Source organism: Longimicrobiales bacterium (genome assembly GCA_035764935.1).
Lineage (GTDB): Bacteria > Gemmatimonadota > Gemmatimonadetes > Longimicrobiales > RSA9 > DASTYK01.
This window is the reverse complement of record DASTYK010000176.1, coordinates 1-11,598: the sequence shown is the minus strand read 5'-3', so window position 1 is coordinate 11,598 and position 11,598 is coordinate 1. Positions and strand designations below refer to the sequence as shown.

Here is an 11,598-nt window from a genome sequence, read left to right as displayed (position 1 = left end):
CACCCTGCTCAATCAACCGAATCGCTTCAGCCTTGAACTCCGCCGAATAGGCCCGACGCTTCTTTCCCATGTGGACACCTCCTGTCCCAACATGCCGATTGGGACTGCTTGGTGTCCACCAAACCGGGGCAGGGCCAGCGGTCACAGTGGACACAGTGTCGGCTTGCCTCTTTTCACGCAGAGGCGCGGAGGAGCAGAGGCGCAGGGTCGGGCCTGCCGGGCGCTGCGCCGACGATCCACGCGCGGCTGAATTCGTTCTTTTGAATTGCGGGTCTGCTGCTCTGCTCTGCCCGCGTGGATACGCAATTCAAAGGAAATGAAGCAAGCCGGACCCAGTTCGTTCGGCATCCGAACGAGCTCACTGCGCCTCTGCACCTCCGCGACTCTGCGTGAAACCGAGCACCTCCGTGATCCTCTGTGACCCACTGTGAACACTGTGTGAAAAAACAGAACCGCCGGAGAATCAGAATGCCGCCTGCAGCATGATCTTCAGGCTTTCGGCGTCCATCGAGTCGTCCGCACCGCGCCAGACGTCGTAGTTGATCATGAGCCGGTTGAGCGGCCCGAAGTAGACGTTGATGCCCGGCGTGAACAGCAGGCCACCCGGTGATGCGACGATGCCGTCGTCCACGTCGCCCCAGCTCACGCGCGCGACGGGCTCGATCGCCGTGATCGTCTCGCTCAGCCCGTCCGAGCGCCAGGCAAGCCAGCCCTGTGCGCCACGGAAGTCGGTCCCGGTAAACGGATCGACGTCGCCGAATGCGGCTTCGGCGATCAGGTGCACGCCGGGTGCGAAGGTGCCGTACTCGACGTCCACCTCGAAAGCATTGCCGCGTTCCAGGTCGCCGCTCACCTCTTCCACGAACTCGCGGCTGCTCCAGGAGGCGCCGAAGGAAAGCAGGTCGAGCGGCTGCACCGTAACTCGAGCGGCGTACTGGTACGTCGCGTCGCCGATCTCACCGTGCAGCGGACCGCGGTAGATGCCGGCCGCGTAGCCGAGGCCGAGCGGCGCGTTCTCCGGCTCGCCAGTGACGAGCACGCCGATCTCCCGGTCGCTGTAATCCAGTCCATTCACGAACGCGTACTGGTCGACGGCATCGAGGCCGCGGATGCGCAGGCCTCGCTCCACCGGGAGGATGCGCTTCGATGACGTCAGCTCGATGCGGCTGAAGGGGCGCTTCGCGCTGCCGGCAATCACCTGGAACGCCGGATCGAAGTCCAGCTGGACGTAGGTGTCCTTGAGGGCGATCTCATCCCCCGCGAAATCGGGCTGGATCAGGAACGTGACCAGCTCGTTGAGCTGCGCCTCGAGCTCGATGCGTGCGCGTCGCAGGATCAGCTCGGAGCCTTCGACCTCATCGATCGAGCTGGTGTTGAACTGGGTCTGTACGCGTCCGCCGATGGTGAGCTCGATGCCGCCGAACGTCACGTGCGTGGAGTCCGGCGCCTGCGCGGCGAGGGGTGCAGTGCAGAGCGCCAGGAGCATGGCGGTCGTGAGCGCGCGAGCAGTCATGTGCCTCCAGGGAAGGTGTAACGGTCGTTCGTCGCGATATGTACCGGACGCGAAACGGGCAGGCAACGGAAATCGGGCGGTTGTGACGCGGGCGTTACAGGACTGGTGCGGACAGGTGACGCGGCGGGCGGTGCTCCCGGCCGCGTCGCCGGGAGCACCTGTGCGGATGTCGTTACTGCGCGGCCGGCTCCGCGGGAGACGGAACGTACCGAAGCCGCGCGCCCACACCGCCGCCCTCGTGATCGAGCAGCTCGCCTGCCTCGTCGCCCACGAGCTCGACGGTGCCGCCCCGGGTGAGCGCCAGCGAGATCAGCTCTTCGGCCAGGTCTTCCCTGGTGCGGAGGTAGTTCATGCTGATGAGCAGTGTGGCGACCTGGCCGTTGCGGCACGCGCGCTCGACGGTGTGTGCGTGGAGCATCCCGCGGCCGTGGGCGCCCGCGCTGTCGATCACCTCGCGTACCAGCGTGAGCTGGCGCTGCTGCGACAGGGCGGATGCGGTGCGCTCGACCGCCGGCTGCAGCTGCGCCGTCGTCATGTTCACGTGCAGCGACGTGTCGAGGGTGACGCGCTCTCCGGCGAGCGGCTGCAGCGTCCTGTGCAGCGTGGTCTCGGCACCGGGGGATCCACCGATCAGCACGAGCGTGTCACTGTCGATCTGCGGGCGCAGGGCGTCCGCGACCGTCCTGACCAGCCGCTCCATCTCCTCGCGCTGGATGCGCTCGGCGACGTCGGAGCCGGTCTCACCGCGCATGCCGGTCGTCGTGCCACCGCGCTTCGAGCTGTTCACGTCGGTGAGATCGTCGATCCAGGTGTCTGCACGATACGACGTTTCCTCGGTCAGCTCTCCGGCGACATAGCGCAGCACGCGCGCGCGTCGGCTGTCGATCAGCACCGTGAGCACCGGCCGGTTCTGCTTGAGAGCGCGCAGCAGCGGTCCGAGCACGGCCCCATCGCGCCAGCGCACGAGGTCCGGCATGGGTGCGGGGACCTCGGCGCAGAGGGCGACGTGCCCGGGTGTCACGAAGGCAACCCATCCACGACCGGGCAGGAAGCCGCGGTGCGGCGCCAGCTCTGCCTCGAGCCGATCGCGCGCCTCGTCGAAGGAGCGGCGCTCGTCGTCATCGAGATCCGCCGCGGCGGCGTCGAGGCCGACGGCCAGCCTGCGGCGCCAGCTGGAACGCTCGGTCGGGTCGCGCTCCTCGGCGGCGATGTACGCGGTCAGCACCCTGCCACCCGCGAGCGTCTGCTGGATTTCCCCGAGCTTCTCGAGGGTCAACATTCACCCCTCCTCTCCGTGAAACCTGCTCCGGCCCGGGCGGCCGGAGCCGCCGTCCGGGCCGGCCTCGAAACGGCTCCGGCCCGGACGGCCGAGGGTGTCACAGACCGTGCCGGTGTGCGACGTCCCCTCACACGGAGATTCGCGGTTGCACGCGGGATCCGCTGCCGGGAAAGTGCGGATTCGACGTGCGGGTTATCCTTAGCGCACGCTGTACGGGTCGAAGACGTCGCGCAGCGCGTCGGCGGTGCTCGGGCGGAACAGCAGGACGGGCTTGCTGGTGTGCCGCACCACCTCGTCGCCCGTGCTGCCGAGCAGCAGTCGGCTGAGTCCACCGCGTCCGTGCGTCGCCATGGCAACCAGGTCGACGTCGGGATCGTTGGCCGCCTCGCAGATCGCATCGGCAGGACGCCGGTCGAGCATGGTCGTCGTCACCACGGAGCCGTTGATGCCGGCCATGGCCCGTGCTACGCCGGCGAGGTACTCCTCGCCCGCGCGCGGGTTGTCGCCGATGGCGCCCGGCGCCGGGTCGCTCCGCAGGGGCGGGGAGTACGGCGTGACCACGTGGAGCAGCCAGGGCTGCGCGCCCATCAGGAAGGCCAGCGTCCGGGCGGCAGGCAGGACCTGCTCGGAGAAGGCGGAGCCGTCCAGCGGAATCAGCATCCGACGGAACTTCGTCGGTGCCTGGGCCGATGTACCGTCCTCCGCGGGCGGGATGAGCAGGACGGGCGCAGCGGCGTGGCGCACGACCACGTCGGCAACAGCAGGGAAGCGGAGGCGATCGATGCCGGTGCGGGCGTGTGTCGCCATGACCACAAGGTCCGCTGCGAGAGCGGCGACCTCTTCGCACAGGGTTTCGGCCGGATGTCCCGTGACGGTGAACGCCGATATCGTGAGGCCCGTCGTCTCACGGAGCCTTGCGGCGCGCTCCTCGAGCCAGTGCGCTTCCGCGTCGAACTCGTCATCGTCGGCGATTACCGAGTAGTCGGGCGCGTGCTGGTATGCATACGGCGTGACGGCCGCGGGAGCGTCGTGCAGCTTCGGTACGTGCACGTGCACGAGCTCGAGCACTGCCTGCGCGCGCTTGGCAATCGCCACAGCGTAGGGGATCGCGCATTCACTGAAGGGTGTGCCGTCGAGCGGGACGAGGATGCGGCGGATCATGGGGGCCTCCCTGTTGGCGATGCGTCCAACGTGCCGGGCACCTTGATCGGGGTCCGTAGGGGTTTCGCCGAAACGGTGTAGGGCCAGTCTCACAACTCGCGAGAGCAGCCGGAAATGGATGCGTTCGACACCTATACCGCGCGCCAGCGCCATTTCGCCGCCGCGGCAGCCGCGCACGCGCGCCGTGCGGAGCACCTGTCACGGGCCCGTGTCGCCGCGTTCGGCGTCGCATTCGTCATCGGCGTCCTGGCCGCGGAGCGCGGCAGCGACGCGCTCTGGGTCGGCGCCGCGGCAGCCGTTGCCGGCTTCGTCGTACTCATTGCCCTGCATCGCCGCGAACGTCGTGCCGGTGAATGGCAGCAGCGCCTGGCGCGGGCGAATGAGCTGGGGCTGATGCGGCTCGAGCGGCGCTGGAGGGAGCTGCCGGTCCTGCTCCCCCCCACCGGACCCGCGGCCGAACGTGCCGCCGAGGACCTCGACGTGTTCGGTGTCCCGGCGCTGACGCAGCTCCTGGGGCCGCTCGCGACCCCCGGCGCCCGCGCGCGGGTCGGCGGGTGGCTGGTGGAGCCGGATCCGCCCGCCGCGATCCCGGAGCGGCAGGAGGCGGTGCGCGCACTGGCGGCCGAGAACGACTGGCGCGACGAGCTGGCCGCCCACGCCCTGGGCGCAACGGACGTCAGCGCCGACGAGATCGAGTCGTTCGCGGAGTGGGCCGGGTCGGAGTCGTGGCTCGCCTCGCGACCGCTGCTGCGCTGGGTCGCGCGGCTGCTGCCGCTGGCCACGATCGGCCTGATCGTCGCGCAGCTCACCGGCGCCGTCGGTGCCATGTGGTGGATCCTGCCACTCATGGTTGCGGCCGTCCTGACGTTCGGGGCCGCCGGTCGGCGCGCACATGCGGTGTTCGAGCGCGCCTTCGCGAGGCAGGGAGTGCTCGCGCAGTACCCGGCCCTGCTCGCGCACGCCGCACGCGTGCCCGGCGACGCGGCGCGGCTGCGTGTGCTGCGCGCGCAGCTCCACGGCAACGGCGTCGCGGCGCACGACGAGCTGCGTCGCCTGGAGCGGCTGATGCGCCTCTCGGAGCTGCGCTACAACGGCAACCTGCACGGCATCGTGCAGCTGCTCACGCTCTGGGACTTCCACGTGCTCGATCGACTGGAAGCATGGCAGGCGCGCAACGGCACACACGTGCGCGCCTGGCTCGACGCTGCCGCAGAGATCGAGGGAATCGCGTCGCTCGCCACTCTCGCGCACGACCAGCCGGCGTGGACCTTTGCCGTCATCGACGCGTCGCTCGATCGACTGCAGGCGCGCGCGCTCGGTCACCCGATGCTGCGCGACGGCATCCGCATCTGCAACGACGTCGAGGTGGGGCCACCCGGCACACTGCTGCTCGTGACCGGCTCCAACATGTCAGGGAAGAGCACGCTGCTGCGCGCGATCGGCACCAACGTCATGCTCGCCCAGGCCGGTGCACCCGTGTGCGCTGCCGCGCTCTCGCTGCCACCACTCGAGCCGTGGAGCAGCGTGCGCATCCACGATTCCCTCACGGAGGGCGTTTCACTGTTCCTCGCCGAGCTGCAGCGCATGCGCGACATCGTCGACGCCGCACGCGCAGGCGGCGAGCGGCGGCTGCTCTACCTCCTCGACGAGATGCTGCACGGAACGAACACCGCCGAGCGTCGTGTGGCCGCACGCACCGTGATCGAGCACCTGCTGCGACAGGGCGCCATCGGCGTCGTGACCACGCACGACCTGGAGCTCGCGAGCGAGCCGGCACTGCAGTGGCGCGCGTCGCTCGTGCACTTCACCGAGCACGTCGAGCGCGGGCCGCACGGCCCGGAGATGAGCTTCGACTACATCCTCCGGCCCGGCCTCGCCACATCGACCAACGCGCTGACGCTGCTGGAGATCGTCGGCCTTTCCTCGGCGTGACGCGCATCGCAGGAATCGGGTTGAGCCCACAGGGGTAATGCACGATCGTTGGCGCACGCGAACGTGCGGACCCTCGCAGGATGAGCCGATGAACGAATTGAACGGTGCGGAGCAGAGCGCGGAATACGCGCGGATCGAGCGCGCGATCGAGTACCTGATCACGAACCAGCGGCGCCAGCCGTCGCTCGACGACGTGGCGCAGGCGATCGGGTTGAGCCCGTCGCATGCACAGCGACTCTTTCAGCGCTGGGCCGGTGTGTCGCCCAAGCGCTTCCTGCAGTTCCTGAACGCCCGGGACGCATTCAAGCTGCTCAGCGAGAACCAGCCCGTGCTCGCCACCGCCTACGACCTCGGCCTTTCGGGTGGCAGCCGGCTGCACGATCTCATGATCGCCGTGGAAGCCGTTTCACCCGGCGAGGTGCAGCGTGCAGGGGCAGGGCTCGAGCTGCGCTGGGGGATCCACCCGACGCCGTTCGGCGAAGCGCTCTTCGCCGCGAGTCCCCGCGGTCTTTGCCACCTCGCCTTCATCGGTGAGGATCACGATGAAGCGCTCGCCGACGTGCGCACGCGCTGGCCAGCCGCAACGCTGCGGCGCGACCAGGAAGGCACCGAAGCGCTCGCCACCAGCGTGTTCGCCACCGATGACCAGCGGCCACCGCTCCCGTTGCACCTGCGCGGCACGAATTTCCAGATCAAGGTCTGGAACGCGCTGCTCAACGTGCCACCGGGTCGCCTGACGACGTACGCAGCGATCGCGCGGTCGATCGGCGCGCCCACGGCAAACCGCGCCGTCGGTGCAGCCGTCGGACGGAACCCGATCGCCTACGTCGTGCCCTGTCACCGCGTGATTCGGGGCAGCGGCGCGATCGGTGACTACCACTGGGGACCGTGCAGAAAGCACGCGATCCTCGCCAGGGAGCTGCTGGCGTGAGCCGCGCGGCACGCATCGAGCCTGGGACGCAGCAGCGGATCAGTCCGGATCCGCCGCTGCGTCCACCTGCGTGACCGGCAGACTGGCATCGCCAACCACCAGCCCCTGGCCGGTGCGCTTCGCCGCGTACATCGTCGCGTCGGCCGCGCTCATCAGCGCCTTCAGCGTCGTCGCGCCGGTGTCGAGGGTAGCGACACCGACGCTGAAGCGCACGTCGAAGCCGCCCTCCCGCGCCGTCGCGCGCAGCCGCTCCCGCAGCTTGCCCATCGCGACCTCCGCTCCCTCTGCCGGCGTTTCCGGCAGCAGCACCGCGAAGACGTCGCCGCCCAGTCGCGCCACGATGTCGGAGCGCCGGATGCCAGACGGCAGCTCCTGCGCAACCCGCCGGAGCAGCGCATCGCCCGCCGCATGCCCGCGCTCTTCATTGACCGACCGGAAATCGTCGATGTTGATGAACGCGAGCGCGAGGGGCCTGGCGTAGCGCTGCGACCGGTTCAATTCCCGCTCCGCGACGTCCTCGAAGAAGCGTCGGTTGCCGAGTCCCGTGAGAGGATCGGTCAGCGCAGATGCGCGCGCCCGCAGCGCTGCCGTCGTGATCTCCGCCGCAAACCACGCGGTGAGCATGTACACCAGCGCGCCGAGCAGAAACGACAGCACGGCTATGGCGGGATGTTCGTGCCCGGGCCCACGCCACAGCTCGACCAGCGAGCGCAGCACCGCTGCCGCCACGCCGCTGGTGACGCCGAGCGGTCGCCCGCCCGCCATCGCGATCACCGCCACGGGCAGCACGAACAACAGGTCGAGCGGCAGGGCAGGATCCAGCAGTGCCTGGGCCGCTGCCACCACGATCAGGGTGAAGATGCCCAGCGCGACGTGCAGCCGCGAGCGCCGCCGCTCCTCGATCTCGCCGGCAGAGATGGCGCTCACGGCAGCCTGCCCCTGACAACGTGCTCGTGCCTTCGCGGCGCTCCAGCCCGGGCGCCGTGCAGGACCTTCATTGGCCTTCCATCCTGGTCTGTCGGGGAGGCTCCAAAGATCGGGCACCGCGGGAGCCTCCGCCAGTGCAGATCCTCTTCTGCGCCGCGGGTCCGGCGCGGCCCAGTGCATCAGCGCACGGATTGTCTGCCCCGCTGCGGTGTCGTCATCTACTAATTTTATCGTTGACAGGCGGCCGTCGGCGCATTAGCTACTAGGAAACTAGTCGAGCGCGGCGGCATCCGGGTTCATACGGGCTGGCAAGCAGGGGGGTCGAGATGGCACGACGCAGACGCAGGGATGTCAGCTTCACGGAGCGCGAGCTGGACGTGATGGCGGTGCTGTGGGAGCTGGGCGGTGCGACGGTGGCGGAAGTGCAGGAGCGGCTGAGCGACGACCTGGCGTACACGACCGTGCTCACGGTGCTGCGTACGCTGGAGGAGAAGGGGCACGTCGACCACGAGGAGGGGGCGGGTCGCGCGTACCGCTACCTCCCGCTGGTGGACCGTGCGACGGCGGGTGAGAGCGCGCTGGGCAGGCTGCTGGGCAAGGTGTTCGGCGGCTCGCCGGAGCTGCTGCTGACGCACCTGGTGGCGCAGCGGGATTTGACGCCGGAGCAGGTGGACCGAATGAAGCGGCTGCTGGACGAGCGGCTGGAGGAGGAGCGATGACGACGACGGGCGCATGGATGGCGTACGGGCTGGTCATCTCCGGCCTGCTGACGGTTGCGGCACTGCTCGCGGAGCGCGCGGCGCGCAACGCCGGTCGGCCTGCGCGCGGCTGGTGGCTGGCCGCGCTGGGCGGCTCGCTGCTGCTGCCGCTGGTCGCCTGGATGTGGCCGGGCGCGGCACCCGGCGCAGCAGCCGATCCCGCATTCGTGGTGCGGCTCCAGCCGATCACCATTGCACCGCAAGCGAGCGGCGGTCCGGCACCGGGTGGCATCCTGCTGTATGCGTGGCTCGCGACGTCGCTGCTGATGGCGCTGCTGATCACGTTCTCGCTGCTGCGGCTGCGCCGGCTCCGTCGGCACTGGACCGAAGCAGAGGTCGAAGGAGAGCAGGTGCTGGTGAGCGGCAACGTCGGGCCAGCGGTGGTCGGGCTGCGCCGCGCACGCATCGTGATGCCCGGCTGGGCGCTGGGCATCGACCGGGAGCTGCGCCGCATGCTGCTGCTGCACGAGCGTGAGCATGTGCGGGCCCATGATCCGCTGCTCCTGGCCGCGGGTCTCGCGGCGCTCGTGGTCGCGCCGTGGAATCCGTTCGTGTGGATGCAGTTTCTGCGCATGCGTCTCGCGATCGAGCTGGACTGCGACGCCCGCGTGCTGCGTGTGTCCGGCGATGCGCGCAGCTATGGCACGCTGCTGATTGAAGTGGGTCGCCAGCGCTCCCGTGGTGCAGCGCTCGCGCTGGCGTTCGGCGAGCCGCGCAGCTTCCTGGAAGAGCGGATCCGTGCGCTGCCGGGCGTGCTCGGACGACGCAGGCTCGCACGCGCGATCGGCCTGGCGTCGGCTGCGCTGTTCGTGCTGCTGCTCGCGGTGTGCGCCCGCGACCCGATGTCCAGCGTCAACCCCGTGGAGCAGGCCGGTGTGCTGGAGTCGAACCGCTACGCGGCGGACCGGAGCGACGACGAGCTGATGAAGGAGCCGACGTTCACGCCCTTCACCGCGCGTCCCGAGCTGCGCAACCGCAACGACGTCGCACGGGCACTGGAACGCAACTACCCGCCGCTGCTGCGCGAGGCGGGGATCGGCGGCGAAGCACTGGTCTGGTTCTTCATCGATCGCAGCGGCGCGGTAACGCGCACCGCGATCAACAGGTCGACCGGCTACCCCGCGCTGGATTCGGCCGCGCTGAACGTCGCGCGGACGATGGAGTTCACGCCGGCGATGAACCGTGACGAGCCCACGCCGGTGTGGGTCGCGATCCCGATCGTGTTCAGGGCGGGCACCGGTGAAGCGGAGGGCGACGTCCGCATGCGACGTCCCGCCGACGCCGGCACGCCTTCCGCTCCGCCCGCCCGGGCGTCCGACGACCTGCAGGCGTATCGCGCGCCGGTGGGCGCGGTCCCGAAGACCCTGGCGGAGCTCGAGTCTGCGCCGGCGTTCACGCCCTTCGATGAGCGGCCGGAGCTGACCAACCGCGCGGACGTCGCACGCGCGCTCGAGGAGAACTACCCGCCCCTGCTGCGCGACGCCGGCATCGGCGGTGAGGCGCTGATCTGGTTCCTGATTGCGGAGGACGGCAACGTGCTCCAGCTTCGCACCGAGAAGTCGAGCGGACACGATGCGCTCGACCGGGCGGCGTTGAACGTCGCGAAGCAGATGAAGTTCGCGCCCGCCAGGCTGGACGACGAACCCGTGCCGGTCTGGGTCGCGATACCGATCGTGTTCAGCGCCCGCTGAACCACCGGGGGGCGGCGCGCGCCCGCGCAGCGCGTCGCCCGCAGTCCCGGGAGGGCAGGCGCGCGCTCTCCTGGCGAACTCCCGGCACGACGGCCCATGCAACCGTAGCACGTGTTGCGTATAGCGTGCGGAGAATCCCCCATCATCTCCCATCGGGAGCCGGCAGCATCACTCCGACCCTCCAGCGGGCCACGCGTTGCCGGCCGTGCCGACGTTTGGCGCGGTATCAGGCACGGAGCCCTGTAATGCGCCAGTCGTGGCTGCCACCCTCCGACGATTGGCGCAGAACCGGGCTCATAGCCCTGCCGGGCGGCAGGCGTGCCCTGGGACAACACGCCTGGCGCATTATCGGGCCTGGATCCGCAGGGCTGGACGGATGGCGCCGTTGCCGGCGGGTCACTCACCCGCAATCCGGACAGTCGACCCCGCACCATCCTCCGCGATCCCCGGAAGTCAGCCCACCGTCCCGCGCCCTTCGTGCTGTCATCCCGCCTGTGCTACCTTCCATCAACTGCGCGACCAATACGAGGGAGACGTCGATCCGATGATCAGACTCCACGGCATCGAGAAGCACTTCGACACAAAGGCGGGGCGCATGTACGTCCTGCGTCGCATCGACCTGGACATCCGCGAGGGCGAGTTCGTGACGATCATGGGCCCGTCCGGTGCAGGGAAGTCGACGCTGCTCGGCATTCTCGGGCTGCTGGACGCGGAGTGGAGCGGCGAGTACTGGTTCGGGGACGAGGCGGTGCACCGGATGAATCTCCGGCAGCGCGCCGACCTGAACAAGCGGAACATCGGCTTCGTCTTTCAGCAGTACCACCTGCTGGACAACCTGACCGTCTACGAGAACCTCGAGATCCCGCTGTCGTACCGGAACGTCCCGCGCAGCGAACGGCAGGCGATCGTGGCCGACGTGCTGGATCGTTTCCAGATCGTCGGCAAGAAGGACCTCTTTCCGAACCAGCTCTCCGGCGGGCAGCAGCAGCTGGTCGCGGTTGCACGCGCGGTCGTCGCATCCCCGCGACTCATCCTGGCAGACGAGCCGACCGGCAACCTGCACTCCGCGCAGGCCCGCGAGATCATGGAGCTGTTCCGCAAACTGAACGACGAGGGCACCACGATCGTGCAGGTCACGCACTCGGAGCAGAATGCCGCGTACGGCCACCGGGTCATCGAGCTGCTGGACGGCTGGATCGCGGGCACGACGGAAGTGCAGAGCGGGAGTGTCGTGCAGGGTTAGGTTCTTCTTCGGGTGACCGATATGCGGGGGCTTTCCTCGTTTCACGCAGAGGCGCGGAGGAGCAGAGACGCAGGATATTCTCTCGCCGCCTTCTTTTTCACACAGAGGTCACAGCGGACACGGAGGACACGGCAGGTTCGTCCTTTCCCGCTGAATCGTCCGC

At 69.2% G+C, this 11,598-nt stretch carries 9 protein-coding genes; 5 read left to right on the top strand and 4 right to left on the bottom strand.

The genetic code is table 11. The features are described 5' to 3' along the window. Nucleotides 1-463: 463 nt before the first annotated feature. The 3 genes from VFU06_15565 to VFU06_15555 form a co-directional block, all read right to left on the bottom strand. Nucleotides 464-1,513: a porin gene (locus tag VFU06_15565; protein HEU5210813.1), complete on the bottom strand. Its 1,050-nt coding sequence runs from the start codon at nt 1,511-1,513 to the stop codon at nt 464-466. 172 nt (nt 1,514-1,685) lie between these two features. Then, complete coding sequence (locus VFU06_15560; protein ID HEU5210812.1) at nt 1,686-2,792, bottom strand: hypothetical protein; 1,107 nt, start codon at nt 2,790-2,792, stop codon at nt 1,686-1,688. A gap of 198 nt (nt 2,793-2,990) precedes the next feature. Further along, a complete protein-coding gene (locus VFU06_15555; protein HEU5210811.1) occupies nt 2,991-3,953 on the bottom strand; it encodes a universal stress protein in 963 nt (320 codons plus the stop codon). A 114-nt stretch (nt 3,954-4,067) separates the two neighbouring features. On the opposite strand from VFU06_15555, the gene VFU06_15550 reads away from it, so the two are divergent. Further along, nucleotides 4,068-5,885, top strand: a complete 1,818-nt coding sequence (locus VFU06_15550; protein ID HEU5210810.1) for a hypothetical protein — start codon at nt 4,068-4,070, stop codon at nt 5,883-5,885. Nucleotides 5,886-5,973: 88 nt separating this feature from the next. Further along, the gene (locus VFU06_15545) at nt 5,974-6,816 is read left to right on the top strand and encodes a methylated-DNA--[protein]-cysteine S-methyltransferase (GenBank protein HEU5210809.1); all 843 of its coding nucleotides are present in this window, start codon (nt 5,974-5,976) and stop codon (nt 6,814-6,816) included. Nucleotides 6,817-6,855: 39 nt separating this feature from the next. On the opposite strand, the gene VFU06_15540 is transcribed toward VFU06_15545, so the two are convergent. Then, complete coding sequence (locus tag VFU06_15540; protein HEU5210808.1) at nt 6,856-7,743, bottom strand: GGDEF domain-containing protein; 888 nt, start codon at nt 7,741-7,743, stop codon at nt 6,856-6,858. A gap of 326 nt (nt 7,744-8,069) precedes the next feature. Here VFU06_15540 and VFU06_15535 point away from each other — a divergent pair, with 326 nt between their 5' ends. From VFU06_15535 to VFU06_15525, 3 genes are all read left to right on the top strand, one after another. Then, nucleotides 8,070-8,462, top strand: a complete 393-nt coding sequence (locus VFU06_15535; GenBank protein HEU5210807.1) for a BlaI/MecI/CopY family transcriptional regulator — start codon at nt 8,070-8,072, stop codon at nt 8,460-8,462. After that, nucleotides 8,459-10,192 (top strand): M56 family metallopeptidase, encoded by a 1,734-nt coding sequence (locus VFU06_15530; protein HEU5210806.1) that lies wholly within the window; start codon nt 8,459-8,461, stop codon nt 10,190-10,192. The genes VFU06_15535 and VFU06_15530 overlap by 4 nt, the downstream gene beginning before the upstream one ends. 544 nt (nt 10,193-10,736) lie before the next feature. After that, nucleotides 10,737-11,435 (top strand): ABC transporter ATP-binding protein, encoded by a 699-nt coding sequence (locus VFU06_15525; GenBank protein ID HEU5210805.1) that lies wholly within the window; start codon nt 10,737-10,739, stop codon nt 11,433-11,435. The last annotated feature ends 163 nt before the right edge of the window (nt 11,436-11,598 follow it).

Bases quoted from the DNA above. Each gene is read 5' to 3' on its own strand.
- VFU06_15565 (HEU5210813.1), bottom strand. From the start codon at position 1,513: ATGACTGCTCGCGCGCTCACGACCGCCATGCTCCTGGCGCTCTGCACT.
- VFU06_15560 (HEU5210812.1), bottom strand. From the start codon at position 2,792: ATGTTGACCCTCGAGAAGCTCGGGGAAATCCAGCAGACGCTCGCGGGT.
- VFU06_15555 (HEU5210811.1), bottom strand. From the start codon at position 3,953: ATGATCCGCCGCATCCTCGTCCCGCTCGACGGCACACCCTTCAGTGAA.
- VFU06_15550 (HEU5210810.1), top strand. From the start codon at position 4,068: ATGGATGCGTTCGACACCTATACCGCGCGCCAGCGCCATTTCGCCGCC.
- VFU06_15545 (HEU5210809.1), top strand. From the start codon at position 5,974: ATGAACGAATTGAACGGTGCGGAGCAGAGCGCGGAATACGCGCGGATC.
- VFU06_15535 (HEU5210807.1), top strand. From the start codon at position 8,070: ATGGCACGACGCAGACGCAGGGATGTCAGCTTCACGGAGCGCGAGCTG.
- VFU06_15530 (HEU5210806.1), top strand. From the start codon at position 8,459: ATGACGACGACGGGCGCATGGATGGCGTACGGGCTGGTCATCTCCGGC.
- VFU06_15525 (HEU5210805.1), top strand. From the start codon at position 10,737: ATGATCAGACTCCACGGCATCGAGAAGCACTTCGACACAAAGGCGGGG.